Raw genomic sequence first — 17,760 nt, forward strand, 5'->3', positions numbered from 1 at the left:
TTGCCTCAAAAGATAGATTATGCCGGTTCGGATTCGATCTTATCTCATGGTTCGCGGAGCGGGGCGGGTGTAAGATTCTGGTTCTCAACAATAGTTCACTTAGTCCCGAAAGAGAAATGGTTGAAGATATACTCGCCATCATCCACGTCTTCAGTTGCCGATTGTACGGACTCAGAAAGTATAAAAAGCAAATCATTGAAGACTATGACGTACCGAGTTTACCCAAAGGGGGAGACGAAGAAAGTCTGGATGTTGAGAATTCACGCCAATCGCAAAGTGTATAACAATGCAATCGCTTACCTGAATCAGCATCAAGGAAAGTTCACCTACTACACTGTAGACAAAAAGACTAATCAGCCAGTCTCAAAAACTTCCGGTAAGCAAGCTTTTCGGAGTTACTGTAAAACTCGCTTGTTGCGAGATAATCCCGGAATGGTGCAAAGAATTGGGAATAGCACATAGTTTGGACAACGCCCTTTTCGAGGCTTATACAGCTTGGAAGAAAACCGACAAACAGCCAGCTCAGTTAGGTAAAGGAAAAAAGGCAAAACCCAATCCTTTAGTCGGATTGAAATTAGCTCGATTCAGGTCAATTCGAGCCCAAAAACAGACTATTCAGTTCGCTCCGGGTGACTATAAGAACGGTCATCTAATGCTCAATGCTAGCAAAGGTCTAGAAAAACCTCTCTGGACGGGGCAGGATTCCTGCTTAATCAACTATGACAAGGCAGTAGAAGTCACCTACAATAAGGGACGCTGGTTCGTAAATATGCCTATAGAGATGGACGTTCCAGAACCCAAAAATGGCGGCAATACCATCGCACTCGACCCCGGACTGCGCTGTTTCCTGACTGGATTTGATGGCAATTCTTTTACTGAATTTGGAAAGCATGACTTTGGGAAGATTGCGCGATTGTGCCAGCATTTGGATAAGATGCAGTCAAAATTTGGATGCTCAAAGGGCGGTCAGTTTTCTCGATTGCGCTATCGGCTGAAACAAGCAATGGAGAAAGTTAGAACTAAAATCAAAAACCTGCGGTCGGAAATTCACAAGCAGGTAGCGAGCTATTTAGCACGGAATTACGATGTTATTTACCTACCTACTTTTGAAACTTCTCAAATGGTGGCAAGAGGTAGTCGCAAACTTAATTCCAAGTCGGCGAGGGCGATGATGACTTGGGCATTTTATCAGTTCTCGCAAACCTTAGAACATCTCTGTAATCGTTACGGTTCGAGATTGGTTAGAGTGACTGAGGAATATACTTCCAAAACTTGTACAAAATGCGGTCATATTCAGAGAAAGTTAGGTGGCTCTAAAACTTTTAGATGTCCCAACTGCGGTTATGAAATACCTCGCGATTTCAATGGCGCTTTAGGAATTTTTCTTAAAGCTTTGTGGGATACCACCATACTCTCAGACGTATCTGATGAGTGTGCTATATTCAGATTTTCGCCGATAGTCGGGATTGTCTGAATTAAAAGTATCAGTAAACAATGAAACGAAACCCAGTAAATCTCACACGTTCGGTATTCCTATGGGCAATGCTAGGAATCATTTGTGGTTTGTTTGGTGCAAGTTATTGGATATTTTTGTCTTACATGATGGTGGGATTTGAATATTTTAGTGGACATTCTCTACTAATCATCATGCCGCTTGCGGGTTTACTCATCGGTTTGCTCATTCATTGGCTGGGAAATCCTGGCGAAATAGGGTTGATTATTGACAATATTCATCTCAATGGTGGGCGGTTACCAATGAACGAGAATCCTTCGATGATTCTGTCGTCGCTAATCAGTATTGCAAGTGGAGGCAGTGCGGGTCCAGAAGCACCAATGGTGCAAGTCACAGGTTCAATTGGTACGTGGTTAGCCGATCGCTTTCAATTGCGCGGAGAGGCACTACGAACTTTGAGTATTGCTGGCATGGCATCTGGTTTTACAGTTTTGTTCGGTGCTCCTTTGGGTGGTACTTTTTTTGCTTTAGAAATCCTGCATCATCAGAATGTTGTGGAGTATTTTGAAGCAATCTTGCCTGCGGTAGTGGCAAGTTGTGCAAGTTACACCATTTTTGTAGCAATTACCCAGCTTGGAATAGGCCCTACCTGGCATTTTCCTCAATACAATGTGGACAGCCTTTATGACTTTGGCGCAGCGATTGCTTATGGAATCGTAGGTGCGCTCATGGGGTGGCTTTTTATCGCTATATTTCGCGGTGTAGGTCGCTTGTTTGATGCCATACCCAGTCCAATCTATGTGCGGACTACTTTAGCTGGGCTAGGACTTGGTGTTTTATCAGCTTTATTTCCGCTCACTCGTTTCTTTGGTGAACATCAAATTGAAAAAATTGTTGAGGGAAACTTTCCTGTGGAATTTCTCTTGATTTTAGTTATTGCTAAAGTGTTTGCCATTAGTACGACCGTAAATGGAGGCTGGCGGGGAGGGATTATCATCCCACTGTTTTTTATAGGAGCCTGTTTAGGAAAGGCAATCGCTATCATTAATCCCGCATCCAACGAGACTTTGGCAATGATTTGTGTAATGGCTGCTCTGAATTCAACAGTTACTCGAACTCCAATTAGTACAACTCTGCTACTGGCAAAATTGACAGGATTTAGCACTTTTACACCGATTCTCTTCGCTAGTCTCGTGGGCTTCTTCTTGGCTCCCCGATCTCCCTTCATTAGCTCACAGCGTAAAGTGGATTAACCAAACGGCTAGAATTCCTCTAATAGCTCGGTGTAGCGGTGAAAAATACGTGCAATTTGCGAGTGTCGAGTCTAAAGGCTTCTGCCATTACAAATGCACCAATGGCATCAAACAACATCTAGCCGTTGATACCAGTCAGCTTGCCGTTTTTGAGCCATTGCACAACAGCCAGTGTGTCCGATGAATGTGGCTTGATTGAAATGTTGAGTCACAACCTCGATTATTTTCACACTCTGACCCGTCAATATTCCGAAGATTACCATTCTGCAAGGGCAAGGGGTATCACCCGGATAAGATCATCAGAAAAATGGGTGAGAAACCCCGTCCTTCTAGGACGGCTTTACTTGAATTTTGCTAAGACCTTCTACTATTTCAGATGGGAGGTGCTAGACTGTGAAAGTAACGCCAAAGGTGAGCATGACACTAAAAGCCTTCAGTTACCGATTCTACCCCACGCCGGAACAAGAAAGTTTGTTGCGACGCACACTGGGTTGTACTCGTTTGGTTTACAACCGTGCATTAGCTGCAAGAACTGAAGCCTGGTACAAAGACCAGAAACGGGTAGGGTACGCTGAAACCTCTTCAATGCTAACCGAATGGAAGAAAACGGAAGAACTTGATTTTCTTAATGAAGTTAGCTGTGTACCATTGCAGCAATGCTTGCGCCACCTGCAAACTGCCCTGAGCAACTTCTTTGACGGGCGGGCAAAATACCCCAACTTCAAAAAGAAACGCAATGGCGGCAGTGCTGAGTTCACCAAATCTGCTTTTAAGTTAAAAAACGGACAGGTCTACCTAGCAAAATGCACTCAAGCGTTGCCTATTCGCTGGAGTCGGATGCTGCCTGTCGGTGCGACACCATCAACGATTACGGTGAAGCTTTCACCATCTGGTAGATGGTCAGTCTCTCTGTTGGTAGATGTTGAAATTGAAGCACTACCTGTGTCAGACAGTCAAGTCGGCATCGACTTGGGAATTGCGAGTTTACTCACTCTGGGCACTGGTGAAAAGATTGCTAATCCCAAAGGATTTAAGGCAAAGTATCGAAAGCTCAGGAGAGCGCAGAAATCTTTAAGTCGAAAGCAGAAAGGGTCTAACAACCGTCACAAAGCACGGCTTAAAGTAGCGAGAGTGCATCAAGAAATTACTGATGCAAGAAAAGATAACCTTCACAAGTTAACGACTCGATTGGTGCGCGAAAACCAAAGGATTGCCATTGAGGATTTAGCTGTGAAGAACATGGTTAAAAATCGGAAACTAGCTGTTGCCATAAGTGACGCAAGTTGGGGTGAATTGGTCAGGCAACTTGAATACAAGTGCAACTGATACGGTCGCACTTTAATCAAAATTGACCGATGGTTTCCGAGTTCAAAACGGTGTGGCAATTGCGGTCACATCGTTGAAAAGATGGCGTTAAATATCCGGGAATGGGATTGTCCTAAGTGCCGGACTCACCATGACCGAGACATCAATGCGGCAAGGAATATTTTGGCGGCAGGGCTTGCCGTGTCAGTCTGTGGAGCGACCGTAAGACCCGAACAGAGTAAATCTGTTAAGGCTGGTGCGAAACCCCGTCAGGGACAGAAGCAGAAACCCAAGCAGTGATGTTTGGGAATCCCCGCCCTAAAAGTGCGGGGAGGATGTCAACAGGCTGATGCTCAAACGGTTGGCGAATGATATAGAGCCCAAATGGGTTCTATCAGAGTCCCACCGTGAATAACTGTGAAGTTTTGTCGCTTTTTCGCGAAGTGCTTCCAGGCACTGCGGTAGACTAACCTTTAATTCTCTGTGCAGGCTATAGCGGTGGCACCTCGCCGTCAAATCTGTTCACTCGCAGAGGCAGCAAATTTTTAGTGACTCGTTGGGAGCCTTTATTCAATGTCTCATTCAGTCAAAATTTACGATACTTGCATCGGCTGCACTCAATGCGTCCGCGCTTGTCCGACTGACGTTTTGGAGATGGTGCCCTGGGATGGCTGCAAAGCAGCTCAGATTGCCTCATCTCCCCGCACCGAAGACTGTGTAGGCTGCAAGCGGTGCGAAACTGCTTGTCCCACCGATTTTCTGAGCATCCGGGTTTACCTGGGAGCAGAAACCACTCGCAGTATGGGTCTAGCCTACTAAATATCGATCGACACGCCGATCGAATTACGGGCACAAAAGAGGGGGCAATTTAATCGCCCCCTCTTTTTTTGTCGCGGAATCTGCATTCTGGGGCCGGAAGAAGGTAAAAATGATAAAACTTAAGTTTTATTGCGATCGCTAAGCAGGAGTAGTACGTTAAATGTGCGGAATCGTTGGCTATATCGGCACGCAAGCAGCAAGCGAGATTTTGCTAGCAGGATTGGAGAAACTAGAATACCGGGGCTACGATTCAGCGGGCCTCGCTACCATCTCCGAAGGAGAAATTACCTGCATCCGAGCAAAGGGCAAATTGCACAGCCTCCGGGAAAAGCTAGCAGAGATAGACTCTCTGGCTCCCATCGGCATCGGACACACCCGCTGGGCCACTCACGGCAAGCCTGAAGAATATAACGCTCACCCTCACCTAGATAATAGCGGGCGAATTGCGGTAGTTCAAAATGGAATTGTCGAAAATTATCGCGAGTTGCGGAAAGAATTGAAAGCGAAGGGACATAAATTTGTTTCGGATACCGATACAGAAGTTATCCCTCATTTAATAGCTGAATTTTTGAAAGAAGCAAGAAGGGAGAAGGAAGAAGAAAAAGATAAAAAAACAGAAAAAATTGCTGATTTATCGTTTTTGGAAACCGTTTTAAAGGCGGTAAACAAATTAGAAGGAGCTTTTGCGATCGCCGTTATCTGTGCAGATTTTCCAGAGGAAATAATTGTCGCCAGACAGCAAGCTCCTTTGGTGATTGGGTTTGGTGCTGGTGAATTTTTCTGCGCTTCCGATACGCCGGCCTTAGTATCTCACACCCGCACTGTTTTGTCCTTAGAAAATGGCGAATTGGCAAGACTGACTTCGATGGGAGTGGAAGTTTACAGCTTTGCAGGGGAAAGGCTGAAAAAAAGCCCGCGCATCCTTGGTTGGAGTCCGGTTTTAGTCGAAAAACAAGGCTTCAAACACTTCATGCACAAGGAGATTTACGAACAGCCAGCCGTAGTCCGAGCTTGTTTGGAGGCTTATTTAGACAGCGATTGGCAGCCAGGAAATCCGCGCTCTCCCATCAATCTCAATTTGCCCAAGGAACTTTGCGCTGATGTCGAACAAGTTTCCATTCTCGCCTGCGGAACGAGCTGGCACGCCTCGCTAATCGGCAAATATTTGTTGGAACAATTAGCTAATATTCCGACTGCGGTGCAGTACGCTTCTGAGTACCGCTACGCACCGGCACCGCTGACAGCAAATACTTTAACTATTGGGGTAACTCAGTCGGGAGAAACGGCGGACACGCTGGCTGCTTTGGGGATGGAACAGCAGCGCCGCGCGGGTTTTACTGATAAATTCCGGGCGAGAATGTTAGGCATTACTAACAGAACCGAAAGTTCGATCGCCCACATGATGCCGCAGGTAATCAACACCCACGCTGGTATAGAAATCGGCGTTGCTGCGACTAAAACTTTTGTCACTCAGTTGATGGCATTCTATTTCTTAGCTTTGGATTTGGCGCACCAGCGGCAAACAATCAGCACTGAGAGATTGGCAGAAATTATTACTGGTTTGCGCCAGTTGCCAGCGGAAATTGAGAAGTTTTTGGAGATTCAAGAACAGTATGTGGAGGAATTGTCTCACCAGTTTACAGACACCCAAGATTTTATCTTTTTGGGGCGGGGAATTAATTTTCCGATTGCTTTGGAAGGGGCGCTGAAACTGAAGGAAATTAGCTACATTCACGCCGAAGGATATCCGGCGGGAGAGATGAAACACGGCCCGATCGCCCTTTTGGATGCGAAAGTGCCTGTAGTGGCGATCGCCATGCCAGGAAGCGTCTACGAAAAAGTGCTTTCCAACGCTCAAGAAGCCAAGGCCCGCGACGCCCGTTTAATTGGCGTTACGCCGAAGCAAGGTGTGGCGGAAGCCGAGATTTTTGACCACGTTTTGCCCGTGCCTTTGGTGGATGAATTGTTGTCACCGATTGTGACAGTGATTCCGCTGCAATTGTTGGCTTATCACATTGCGGCGCGTCGGGGTTTGGATGTGGATCAGCCGCGCAATTTGGCGAAGTCGGTGACGGTAGAATAAAGGAAGTCATTAGTCAGTAGTCATTAGTCAGTAGTTGGTTGTTGGTTGTTGGTTGTTGGTTGTTCGTTCTAATAACCAATAACCTATGCCCGATGCGCGATACCCGATGCCCGATGCCCGATGCCCGATGCCCGATGCCCGATGCCCGATACCCGATGCCCGATGCCCGATGCCCGATGCCCGATGCCCGATGCCCGATGCCCGATGCCCGATGCCCTATTCCCTCTGGCTGACTCCGCAAATTGCGGCTAACAGCAACCAGCTTGTAGTATTGAGTCGAAAATCAAACAGCGTCACATCTACAGTGTTAAAAAGCGTACAGGCGACGAAGGCTAATAAATAACTGAAAAAAATTAGGCGATCGGCCGCTCTTACATCTTGACAAACAACCTGATTTTTGCTATTAATTATAGATTTTGGATTGAACAATAAAGCATTTTCCGCTACTTCCTGTGTTGCTATTTGCTCGTGTTTGATATCTGCAGAAAAAAGCGGCCAATTCGCCAGCAGCAAAACACCCCTAGCCAAAACCCAACCAACTAAACCCAACAACAAAAGCGTTGCGGGTATCCCCGTTTCCGCAGTCAACATCAGTATCAAACTGTGAGGATGACCAAGCCATTCTTGCATCTGAGCTTGATAGAGAGGCGTAAAATTTCGCAATCCCCAACCAGTCCAAGGACGCTGCTGAGTCATCGACCAAGCAAATTCCCACTGAGTAGTTCTCAAAGTAGCTGTCGGCCGATTTGGGAACATTTCGTCGGTGAGTCTAGCCCAGAAAAAAGCCGGAACAATTCTTCGTAAAGATTGCCGCAGTGGTTCCGGGCCAAAGGCAGACAAAAAAACTGTGCTAGCTACACTAAAAACCGCAGCTAATAATTTTTTATAACCCGCATAAAATGCAAAAGCCAAAACTGCCAAAACTGCCAGACCCCAAGCATTGCGAGAATTAGTAAAAATCAAAGCAACAGCATTTCCGATCACTGCCAAACTTAAAAATAGGAATTGGGAATTGGGAATTGGGAATTGGGAATTGGTAAGTGGTGACGACTGACAACTGCCAACTGACAACTGACAACTGCCTTCTTCCATCCACAGTCCCAGTGCTAAAGTAAAAGCAATTGTCAGATAGCAAGCTAAAATATTAGCGTACATAAATACAGAAGCCATGCGGCCGGGGGGATTGCCTTTGGGTTCGAGTACCCAGCCAAAAACAGGCTGCAATTGATCGATGCCACTCCAACCTAAAAATTGCTGTCCCAGGCCTAAAATTATCACTGGGATTGAACTAATTACAATCACCCAAGACAATTGCCGCAATTGAGGCAGAGTTTGAATTAAACTGCTAAAAGCGGCAAACAATATAAAGAACGGCAAGAAATTGTACAACCCTATAAAAGCCTCGATGCGGTTGTGGGCAAAAACCGCTGTGATGACTAGCAGCGCGCTTAGAATTGCGAATCCTCGATTCAACGGGCGGCGACTAATTTGACGGAACTTTTGCTTCCAAGTGCCGGCCAATCCCAGGAATAAACCTAAAGCTCCCAAAATGGGAATTAAGGGAAAAATTAGCATCCCCACTTGGGCGAAATTCCAAGGAATTTGCAGGCGGGGATCGGGATGTTTTTGGAGGCGAGACTTGAGATTTTCGGCTGTCTGTTTGGCAGCTAATTTCAACCGATTTTTGATATTCACCCACACTCCCAATCTCAAATCTAAAATCTACAATTTACCATCGTTAAGCTAGTTCCCAAACGCATTCCGATCGCGTCAGGCGTATTTGAGCTAGGGCAAAAATGGTCGGGATAATGCGGCCGTAGTTCGTGGAAATTGATCGCCAACCCAAATCCGCTAAAAACCAAGTCCACATCACCGGGCCGACTAACGAAAATACGCTCCGCGTTGCACCGTAACGAGCCGCACTCACCGCCATACCGCGCCGCGCCGTCTGAATGGCGACATAATTTTGAAACTGGGTTGCTGCAGTTGCAGTGCCTGCAAGCACTCCTTGTTTTGCCATTTGATAGGTGGCAAAATGCAGCGCAAATTGATTGGCCATTAGTTTAAGCAGCATTGGTTTTAAGATGGAACTAACAGCTAAAGCGCTGCCGCCTTTGAACAGTAAACCCAGCGGGTCTTTTTCAGCAGAAATTGGCAGGGGTTCTGAGAGTTTAGAATCAACGATCGCTCGCTGTACGCGCAGTGTCAGCGCTTGCTGTTCATCTGCAGGTAAACGCTTCCACGCGCGGCCCATTAAGTGCAGAAATACTTCTGCCTCTAAGTCGGTGGTTGACAACTGTCTGGGATAAGGGATTTTGAGATAGCGACAAACTTGAATTAGTGCTTGTCTGTAAGTTACTTGTTGGGTTCGCCCTCTGAGTACCGTCAACCCGTCGGCTGCAAGATAGCGAAACCGCTGTTCTACGGCGTCGAGCCATGCTTCGCGATCGCGACTTTGTACATCTATCGGTGCGGGGGTTTGCACGTAATCTAAAGGGTTAAACTTGCGGCTGAACAGAAGTTCTGTTAGTTGCTGCAATTCTTCTTCTGTTGTCAATTCGAGTGCTGCTCTGAGTTCGTCCAAAATTTTGCCCTCCCCTATGCGATTTTAGATTTTAGATTTTAGATTTTAGATGACGGCTGGTTGACAACCATTAGGATTTAGGATGGGAGCATCTCATATTTGTAAAAATACTTCTTCTGGCTCCTTCCTTCTTCTGGCTCCTTCCTTCTTCTTCTTTCCTTCTGCCTCTTTCCTTCTGCCTCCTGCCTCCTGCCTCCTGCCTCAAAACTCCAATTTCTAGCGGAGGGCTGCAAAGGTGAGATGCTCCCTTTAGGATTTACCTACAGTGGCATTTTTTGATCTGGTCTTAATCATGGATTCGTGCTGTCCCTTATTCTACTACCTGGCGCAGGACGATGGCGTCGGGCCCTCGCCCGTGCTACGGCTCTTTTGAGTCATCGGTAAGGTACAAATTCAGCTCGCAGCCTTTAAGCTGATGTTTAGATTCACAAGGCTGACCGAAAGCATCCAGGATACAAGCCGCCGGATTCATCCGTCCAGAAATAAAAAACCTGTATCCGATGAAACTTGCCCCCCCAATTTATCCGTGGGGTCAATGCTTCAATCTAAAATCTAAAATCTAAAATCTAAAATCGATTGACTGATTGATTATGTTCGATGTTGCGGTGATTGGTGCGGGTATGGCGGGGCTGAGTTGCGCTCAACGGTTGCGTCAAGCTGGTTATTCTGTGGCTGTTGTTGAGAAATCTCGCGGCGCGGGGGGACGTGTTGCTACCCGCCGCCTACAGGGTACTAGGGCCGATCACGGGGCGCGGTATCTGGAACCGCAGGGGGATGCGGTGCAGGGGTTAATTGAGGTTTTGGTCGATCGGGATATCCTCAAACTCTGGACGGATAGTGTGGGAGAATTCCGACAAGGAGAAATGTTCTCTATTCCTAGTTCTTGCTATGTCGCACCTGCGGGTATGAATGCGATCGGTAAGTATCTGGCGGAGGGGGTAGAAATTTGGTTTGGCCGCCGCGTACAAGCTATTTCTACTACCACAGATAACCAAATCTGGCATCTTTCCCTAGAAGTTACTGATGACAATTTACAGACGCCTCAAGAATTGATTGCTAAGGCTGTTGTAGTAGCAATTCCGGCTCCTCAAGCTTTAATGTTTTTGAATTCGGAAATCGGTTTGAAATCTGATTTTCTTGACAAATTGCGTTCTGTGGAGTACGAACCTTGCTTTACGGTTATGGCTGGCTATCCTGCGGCAAAACAGCAAGATTTGAGCAATCTAAATCCGCCGTGGAAAGCTGTTTCTTTTCCCGATAATTCTGATTTAGCTTGGGTTGGTTTGGACAGCAGCAAACGGCTCGATCCGCAGCAGCCGGTGTTTGTGGTTCACAGCAGCGCAAATTTTGCAGAACGCTATTTAGAAGCTGCTGATTTGGAAACTGTCGGTCATGAATTGCTCGCTCGCACTTCTGAATATTTAATGCCTTGGCTGAAACAGCCGGAATGGTTGCAGGTTCACCGCTGGCGCTATGCTTTTTGTCGAAATCCTTTGCCTGTTTCTTGTTTGGCGGCGGAGGGGACTTTGCCGCTGGTTTGTGCGGGGGATTTGTGCGGGGAAGGTCAAATAGAGGGTGCTTTGCGCTCGGGTTTGGCGGCGGCTAATTGGGTGAATTCTCAGTTGCAGGATTTGCCGTTAGATTCAAGCCTAAATTGGTAATATGGCTACAAGTAATGTATTGATTTTACCTCTAACGCTATGATTGCCATCCCGTCTGGGTTTAGCCCCGAAGATTACCTTGCCCTCGAACGTGATAATACCGTCCGGCATGAATAACGAATGTCAGGAAGAAAGAATAAGGAAGTTCGGCAACGGATTGTGTCACGGATGTAACGGATGTCAGGAAGAAGGAAGAAGGAAAAAGGAAGAAAGAAGAGGGAAGAAGGAAGAAGGAAGAAGGGAAATGCAATTAAAGCAATGGTTTCAGTAGTTAAGAACGTCGCCTGGAATCGGGCGCGGTTGCTACTTCTTCCTTCTTTTTTCGGCTAGAGTTATGAAAAATTAATCTAACGACATACAACAAAATGGAATAATGGTGTGAACTCCCACTTTTCCCAATTGTTACTTTTGTGCTGTTTCCTGTTTTTCTAAGTCTTGTTCTTGCATCTGCAATAACTCGGGAACTGTTACGAAACTGTACCCTTCCTTTCTCAATCGAGCAATAATATCAGGTAAAGCTTTTACAGTTCTCGCTCGATTTCCGCCACCGTCGTGCATCAGCACAATGCCACCGGAATTTGCCTGCCTCATCACGTTGTCTATCAAAGATTCCGTAAGAGTGCGCCAATCAAAAGAATCAGCAGACCACATCACAACTGCATAATTTTTCTTTTGAGCATAAGCTGTTAATCCATTGTTTAAAATGCCTCCTGGCGGGCGGAACATCGATGTTTGGATGCCGGTCAAGTCCTCAATTAAGGATGAAGTGCGATCGATCTCGCGAGCAGCACCGTCTTCGTTATACTGAAGGTATTCATGGCTCCAAGTGTGATTGCCGATCGCGTGACCGGCTGCTGCGACCTGTTTGCCAATTTCGGGAGAATTGTGCAGGTATCTTCCTACCCAGAAGAATGTAGCCTTAATATTATTTTCCTTGAGAATATCTAGGATTTGTGTAGTTGTTTTCGGCCAGGGGCCGTCGTCAAATGTCAGGGCGATCGCCTTGTGCTGGGAGTCGAGTTTCGCGTGACTAATGGTTGTCCCTTGAAGCTGATCCGGTACGGCTGATTGAAATCGGATTGCCTGCAATTGGGCTAGAGCATTTTGGGAAAATTCAACTCGACGGGCGATCGCCTCGGAGAACTTATTAATATTGGACAGCGGCTGTTGTTCTTGCGACTGGGATACAGCCAATACTTGCGCCTGAATGGGTTCCAATGGCTGATTTGCCCGCAAGTTAATCGGCCATGTCACACCCAGCAAAAAACTTCCTGTTGCTGCCATAAAAGCAAGTATTAAAGTTTTTCGCCGCCTCCACAGCAGTTTCAATTTTGTCACGTCATTCTCTCCTTCACACCTTGTACAGTTAATTTGAGATTTTATGTTGATATCAAGTTAATCCACTTAAGAGGATAATCTTAAATTGGACAGTCCGTAAAAATGCTACTGGAAATAACCGATCGTGGGGAAGTCCGTCAGGATAAAAAAATTTAAGGTTTGTGCGCCAGAAGTCCCCTAACCCATGAAAACGCGGGATGGTTGAACTTTTTCCCCAGCCAGGGGGACGGCGCTCAAATCGGGTTAATGGCACGATATTCTCAGGGACTCAGCCCGCATCTGCCCGCGTCCCTACCTGACACTGCAAGTTGGTTTAACGTGAGATGTTGCACCATTGTCAATAAGCTTTTTAGGAACAGGCTTTTCGGCCTGTTCCACAAGAAAATCTACTCTTTGTGGAACAGGCATCTTGCCTGTTCTTGAGAATGGTGCAAGATGTGAGGTTAACCGGATTTGAGATGAGGGCGATCGCGCGCGCCCAGCGTCGTAAAATTAACTTTTAGGGCCGATTCTCTCTTTGTACAAGCCGACAATCCGATCGATAACTTCAGCAACAGTCAGATTGTCTGTTTGAATTTCCACAGCATCGGCCGCTTTACGCAAAGGTGCAACCTCGCGGGTGCTGTCTTTTTCGTCCCGCAGGGCGATGTCTTGTTCCAATTGGGCCAAGCTAATATTAGCCCGATCGGTATCTTTAAGTTCTAACAGCCGCCTGCGCGATCGCTCTTGTACCGAAGCCGTCAAAAAAATCTTCAGTTCCGCATCGGGAAACACGTTAGTGCCGATATCGCGGCCTTCTGCTATAATTCCGCCTTTTGTGCCGCAGCGCCGCTGTTCCTCCACCAGAAACTGCCGCACGGCGGGAAGTGCCGCCATTTCCGAGACGCGGGATGTCACTTCTAAACTGCGAATTGCCTCGGTTACGTCTTCGCCGTTAATCTTCAACATCTTTGATGCGGGATCGAGGTTGTATTCCAAATAACTGGAACTGATTAATTCGGCGATCGCGCATTCGTCGGAAATCGGCGTGTCTGTTTTCAATGCCAGCCAAGTCAGCGCCCGATACATCGCACCGGTATCCAGATAAAACAAGTTCAAAGCTGTTGCGGCAAGGCGAGTTACGGTAGATTTGCCTGCTCCCGCCGGGCCGTCGATCGCCACAATGGGCCGGCGGTTCCTGAGAATTATATTGTCAATCAAGCGAGTAGAGCCGACTCTGGCGGCCACGGCTAAAAGTCCCGCTGTTTCCACAACCTGCAACGGCGTCAAAGTGTCGGGCTCGACGATTTCGGCGTATTCGAGCTTGACTGCGGGTTCTTCTGCGACTGCTGCGTGGGCGGCAGCGAGTGCGGCTGCTGCGGTGCGATCCCCTGAAGCAAAAGTTTCCGAGGCTTGTTGCAGCGCGCGGTAGAGTACGGAGGCTTGCTGTTTTTGCTCTGCTGTTAAATACTGATTGCGAGAACTCATTGCCAGTCCCGACTCTTCGCGGACGATCGGACAAGCGACAATCTCTACAGGCAAGTTAAAATCCAAGACCAGCTTCCGAATAATTGCTAGCTGCTGGGCGTCTTTTTGACCGAAATAAGCTTTTGTCGGCTGCACCAAACTCAAAAGTTTAGTAACTATTGCCGCGACGCCCTGAAAATGACCGGGCCTTGCTTTGCCGCACAAAACCGATGTCATCGCCGGTGGCGGCACTACTTGGGTTAAGGATGAAAGGTGAATCTCTATCTGTTTTTGGGCGGTTTGCTCTGTTTCTGTACGCTCGACGGCTTGGTTGCCGAACATTTCGGTTGCTGAGGGAGCAAATATGGCATCAACGCCAGCTTGTTCGCACAACAGCCGGTCTTGCTCGATATTCCGAGGATAATCTTGAAAATCTTCTGTGGGGCCAAATTGCAGCGGGTTGACAAAAATGCTGACCAGGGCGATCGCATTTTCTTGCCTTGCCCGCTGGATCAAGCTCAGATGCCCTGCGTGCAAAGCTCCCATCGTCGGCACCAAACCGACTGTCAAATGAGGTGCAGCAGACTTTTGTAAATTTAAGTAGCAGCGAAGTGCTGCAATGGTAGTAAACAGGCGCACCGGTAGAATCTCCTGAAGGCATTCGGCAGAATGCAGAGTTTATTTGTCAGAATTTGTTCGAGTTGACATCTTGCACCATCTTCAAGAACAGGCTTTCCGGCCTGTTCCACAAAGAATAGTGCAAGATGTCAGTTTTATCTCACATCTTGCACCATTCTCAATTAGTTGTTTAGGAACAGGCTTTTCGGCCTGTTCCACAAGAAAACTCATTCTTTGTGGAACGGGCCGGAGAGCCCGTTCTTGACAATGGTGCAAGATGTCAGTTTTATTCTACTTTCTGCTTTCTACACTTCGGATAACTTTTGTATTCTGCCTGAGAGTAGCCTTCAGCGTCCAACAGTTGTTTGCTGCTGCGGTTCGATCACTTCGATTTCCACTCTGGCAACGCCACTGCTGATCATTCCTAGCACGCTGGCGGCGCCGGCGGACAAGTCAATGAGCCGATCGCCCACATAGGGGCCGCGGTCATTAATGCGGACGACCACAGTGCGGCCGTTGTCGAGATTTCTCACCATGACTCTCGTTCCAAAAGGCAAATTTGGGTGGGCTGCGGTCATATCATTTTGGTTGAAACGCTCGCCGCTGGCGCTGAGGTTGCCGTTAAATCCTGGGCCGTACCAGGAAGCCCAGCCGCTGAGGCGCACTTGAACTGGGCCCATAGACAGCACGGGGGGTTCTGGTTGGGGTTTGCCTGCGACTTCTTCCAGGGGTGGGGCGTTGCCCAGAAGTCGCCGGAGGCGATTGGTTGCTTGCAGGGCGTCTCGGCTAAAGTTGCTGGTGGTGTCGGGGAGGATGGTTTCGGCGTTGATGTTTACCAACTCCTCGCCGTTTGCCTGGATAATGTAGCGATCGCCTTTTTCCCACTTAACGGTAATGCTGTTGGGATCGATGTTGTTGCGGGCTAGCTGATTGAGTCTTGCTGCTAAGCTTGATGCCCGCCAAATGGGATCGGGTTCTTGGTTGCTAGAGTTGCTGGCAAGGTTTCCGACTTTGGGATTTTCTCTTGCGCCCGCTACTTTTGACGGACTGCTAGGACGGGCTTGGCTGTTGCCCGTTTCTCCCAAAGGCGTGTTTGTTTCCGGACTGGCGTTGAGAAAGGTGATGACTGGAATGTTTCGCACGTAGACTGTCGCTGCTTGTCGCCCGCCTAAGTTGTGGGGCTGAATTTTGGCGATCGAGTCTCGGGCAATTTCAGCTCTTGCTTGATACTGATACTGTCCGACTTTTTGCGCTTCGACCCGAGTAGCGTTTAACTGCCGGGACGGTTGGGTGGCAATTACTTGCTCGGACTGAGAGTTTTGGTTGTCGGCACCTGTTGCTTGTGCGTGACAAGAGGATGCCGTTCCTACCACAGGAACTAACAGGACAGCGAGTAGACCACCAACAAATTTTTCCTTCATACGTCCATTTTTGTGAATAGCCATTGCCAACCGAGATTGGAGGATTGGCCGTTTGGCGACAGGCGTCAAGGATTTCTCTCTTGCCCTTCGCCATTCCCCCGTGAGTCAAAGCAAAGTATCCGGGTGCGTTTTTGCTTTAATGCTTCCGCCCCAAAAAAATTTGGCGGAAACTTCCCTGACACTTGACAACTCATACTCGATCCGCAATTTGTGTGTTGTTCACGAACTGCAACAGACTACCACAAACTTTTGCGGTTGGGGATCGCTGCGATCGCGCTTTTCACCAAATCTTCATCAAATTTTCTCAAAACCCTCTATCATAAAACCCTTTAGTTCCAGTGCTTACAGCCGTTTCAGTCTTTACGGAAAAATTTACAAAAATTTACAAAAATTTAGTGTATTTTGTGGGCTGCCGAATGGCTAGTCTTAAAAAAGCTGTTTGTCAACTGTTATGGGAATAAACTAAAAATTAGAAGAAATCGATTTGGCGGACTTATGGATTATCGAGAAGCAGGTGTGGATGTTGAGGCGGGCAGAGCTTTTGTCTCGCGCATCGGGAGTATGGTCAAGAGCACGCACCGATCGGGAGTTTTGGGCGGATTCGGCGGGTTTAGCGGGTTTTTCAGCGTCCCGGAGGGTTTAAAAGAGCCGGTGATGGTTTCGGGGACGGACGGCGTTGGGACTAAGTTGAAATTGGCCCACAATCTCGATCGGCACGACACCGTAGGTATCGACTTGGTGGCGATGTGCGTCAACGACGTGCTGACATCCGGGGCCGAACCCCTCTTTTTTCTCGATTATTTGGCCACGGGAAAGTTAAATCCCGAACAATTAGCTGCGGTGGTGGCCGGCATTGCTGACGGTTGCAAGCAAGCGGGCTGTGCTTTGCTCGGAGGGGAAACGGCAGAAATGCCCGGTTTTTACCAAGCGGGTGAGTACGATTTGGCGGGGTTTTGTGTGGGTATTGTGGAAAAGAGCAAATTGTTGGACGGTTCGCGGGTGCAGGTGGGAGATGTGGCTGTGGGGCTGGCAAGTTCGGGCGTGCACAGCAACGGTTTTAGTTTGGTGAGAAAAATTGCGGGCGATCTCGGTTTTGATTGGCATTCTCAACCAGAAAAATTGGGCGGCAAAAGTTTAGGCGAAGTCCTCCTAACTCCGACTAAAATTTATGTGAAACCAGTCCTCGAAGCAATTAAGAGCGGTTTAGAAATTCACGGCATGGCTCACATTACGGGCGGCGGTTTGCCGGAAAATTTGCCCCGCTGTTTGGGAGTTAATCAATCTGTGAAAATTGACAGCAATAGCTGGCAAAATTTGCCAATTTTCCAGTGGATTGCTGAAGCGGGCCAAGTTGCTACAGCAGATATGTTCAATACTTTTAATATGGGGATTGGGTTTGTGCTGTTGCTTGATTCCAGGGAAGTAGAACAGGCTGTTAAATGGTTTGAGTCTCAGGGAATTGGTGCTTGGGCGATCGGGGAAGTAATTGAGGGGAAAGGAGAATTGATAATGGGTAACGGGTAATGGGTAATTAGTAAGAAGCAATCGCCGAGGTGAAGATTGCTTAGCTTTGTTCTATGCACTAACAGACAATCTCAACCTGCCTTCATCTGTGTATATCTGCGGTTAAATTTATAATTTTGAAAGTAACCGCAGAGGACGCAGAGGAGATAGAGAAAAAGGAATTCACAACAGATGACTGGTTGCTACAATTTTTAATGAAATTGAAAAAAGCTATTGTGCTTTTAAATACGGTATAATTCAAAATTACTTCCGTGA

At 47.5% G+C, this 17,760-nt stretch carries 17 protein-coding genes and 1 pseudogene; 10 read left to right on the plus strand and 8 right to left on the minus strand.

Annotated features, from left to right (window positions below; translation table 11 throughout):
• The 4 genes from QUA00_RS13960 to QUA00_RS13975 all read left to right on the plus strand — a co-directional run.
• Positions 1–284 (plus strand): IS607 family transposase (locus QUA00_RS13960; RefSeq protein ID WP_445305745.1); only part of this gene is annotated, 284 nt, incomplete at its 5' end.
• Entirely contained in the window at positions 277–462 is a 186-nt protein-coding gene (locus QUA00_RS13965; protein WP_333141883.1) for a hypothetical protein, read from the plus strand. The genes QUA00_RS13960 and QUA00_RS13965, both read left to right, overlap by 8 nt.
• A complete protein-coding gene (locus QUA00_RS13970; RefSeq protein ID WP_333409993.1) occupies positions 446–1,474 on the plus strand; it encodes a transposase in 1,029 nt (342 codons plus the stop codon). The genes QUA00_RS13965 and QUA00_RS13970 overlap by 17 nt, the downstream gene beginning before the upstream one ends.
• Positions 1,475–1,494: 20 nt before the next feature.
• The gene (locus QUA00_RS13975; RefSeq protein WP_333141885.1) at positions 1,495–2,706 is read left to right on the plus strand and encodes a chloride channel protein; all 1,212 of its coding nucleotides are present in this window, start codon (positions 1,495–1,497) and stop codon (positions 2,704–2,706) included.
• 107 nt (positions 2,707–2,813) lie between these two features.
• Here QUA00_RS13975 and QUA00_RS13980 read toward each other — a convergent pair whose 3' ends face one another.
• Positions 2,814–2,936 (minus strand): hypothetical protein, encoded by a 123-nt coding sequence (locus QUA00_RS13980; protein WP_333141886.1) that lies wholly within the window; start codon positions 2,934–2,936, stop codon positions 2,814–2,816.
• Positions 2,937–3,123: 187 nt separating this feature from the next.
• On the opposite strand from QUA00_RS13980, the pseudogene QUA00_RS13985 reads away from it, so the two are divergent.
• The 3 genes and pseudogenes from QUA00_RS13985 to glmS all read left to right on the plus strand — a co-directional run bounded on the left by QUA00_RS13985 (position 3,124) and on the right by glmS (position 6,913).
• Positions 3,124–4,311 (plus strand): annotated as a pseudogene (locus tag QUA00_RS13985) (RNA-guided endonuclease InsQ/TnpB family protein).
• Positions 4,312–4,584: 273 nt separating this feature from the next.
• A complete protein-coding gene (gene psaC, locus QUA00_RS13990; protein ID WP_015175986.1) occupies positions 4,585–4,830 on the plus strand; it encodes a photosystem I iron-sulfur center protein PsaC in 246 nt (81 codons plus the stop codon).
• Positions 4,831–4,990: 160 nt separating this feature from the next.
• Positions 4,991–6,913: a glutamine--fructose-6-phosphate transaminase (isomerizing) gene (gene glmS / locus QUA00_RS13995; protein WP_333310952.1), complete on the plus strand. Its 1,923-nt coding sequence runs from the start codon at positions 4,991–4,993 to the stop codon at positions 6,911–6,913.
• Positions 6,914–6,926: 13 nt separating this feature from the next.
• Here the strand turns inward: glmS and QUA00_RS14000 are convergent, their stop codons facing one another.
• From QUA00_RS14000 to QUA00_RS14015, 4 genes are all read right to left on the minus strand, one after another.
• Entirely contained in the window at positions 6,927–7,154 is a 228-nt protein-coding gene (locus tag QUA00_RS14000) for a hypothetical protein (RefSeq protein ID WP_333409994.1), read from the minus strand.
• Complete coding sequence (locus QUA00_RS14005; protein ID WP_333311069.1) at positions 7,130–8,608, minus strand: O-antigen ligase family protein; 1,479 nt, start codon at positions 8,606–8,608, stop codon at positions 7,130–7,132. Before QUA00_RS14005 ends, QUA00_RS14000 begins: the two co-directional genes overlap by 25 nt.
• Before the next feature lie 43 nt (positions 8,609–8,651).
• Entirely contained in the window at positions 8,652–9,497 is an 846-nt protein-coding gene (locus QUA00_RS14010) for a YaaW family protein (protein ID WP_333311067.1), read from the minus strand.
• A 77-nt stretch (positions 9,498–9,574) separates the two neighbouring features.
• Positions 9,575–9,730 (minus strand): hypothetical protein, encoded by a 156-nt coding sequence (locus QUA00_RS14015; protein ID WP_333409995.1) that lies wholly within the window; start codon positions 9,728–9,730, stop codon positions 9,575–9,577.
• Between the two features lie 357 nt (positions 9,731–10,087).
• Here QUA00_RS14015 and QUA00_RS14020 point away from each other — a divergent pair, with 357 nt between their 5' ends.
• Both QUA00_RS14020 and QUA00_RS14025 read left to right on the plus strand, forming a co-directional pair.
• Complete coding sequence (locus tag QUA00_RS14020) at positions 10,088–11,158, plus strand: FAD-dependent oxidoreductase (RefSeq protein WP_333409996.1); 1,071 nt, start codon at positions 10,088–10,090, stop codon at positions 11,156–11,158.
• A 109-nt stretch (positions 11,159–11,267) separates the two neighbouring features.
• On the plus strand, positions 11,268–11,429 hold the full coding sequence (locus QUA00_RS14025) for a hypothetical protein (protein WP_333409997.1): 162 nt from the start codon (positions 11,268–11,270) through the stop codon (positions 11,427–11,429).
• Positions 11,430–11,560: 131 nt separating this feature from the next.
• Here the strand turns inward: QUA00_RS14025 and QUA00_RS14030 are convergent, their stop codons facing one another.
• The 3 genes from QUA00_RS14030 to QUA00_RS14040 all read right to left on the minus strand — a co-directional run bounded on the left by QUA00_RS14030 (position 11,561) and on the right by QUA00_RS14040 (position 16,005).
• Complete coding sequence (locus QUA00_RS14030; RefSeq protein ID WP_333409998.1) at positions 11,561–12,496, minus strand: polysaccharide deacetylase family protein; 936 nt, start codon at positions 12,494–12,496, stop codon at positions 11,561–11,563.
• Between the two features lie 492 nt (positions 12,497–12,988).
• A complete protein-coding gene (locus QUA00_RS14035) occupies positions 12,989–14,581 on the minus strand; it encodes a bifunctional pantoate--beta-alanine ligase/(d)CMP kinase (protein WP_333409999.1) in 1,593 nt (530 codons plus the stop codon).
• Positions 14,582–14,907: 326 nt separating this feature from the next.
• The gene (locus tag QUA00_RS14040) at positions 14,908–16,005 is read right to left on the minus strand and encodes a septal ring lytic transglycosylase RlpA family protein (RefSeq protein WP_333410000.1); all 1,098 of its coding nucleotides are present in this window, start codon (positions 16,003–16,005) and stop codon (positions 14,908–14,910) included.
• 471 nt (positions 16,006–16,476) lie between these two features.
• Here QUA00_RS14040 and purM point away from each other — a divergent pair, with 471 nt between their 5' ends.
• Positions 16,477–17,505, plus strand: coding sequence for a phosphoribosylformylglycinamidine cyclo-ligase (gene purM / locus QUA00_RS14045; protein WP_333410001.1), 1,029 nt, complete (start codon positions 16,477–16,479; stop codon positions 17,503–17,505).
• Positions 17,506–17,760: the final 255 nt, after the last annotated feature.

Origin of the sequence: Microcoleus sp. T2B6 (assembly GCF_036700475.1) — a bacterium.
In the GTDB taxonomy this organism is placed as follows: domain Bacteria; phylum Cyanobacteriota; class Cyanobacteriia; order Cyanobacteriales; family Microcoleaceae; genus Microcoleus.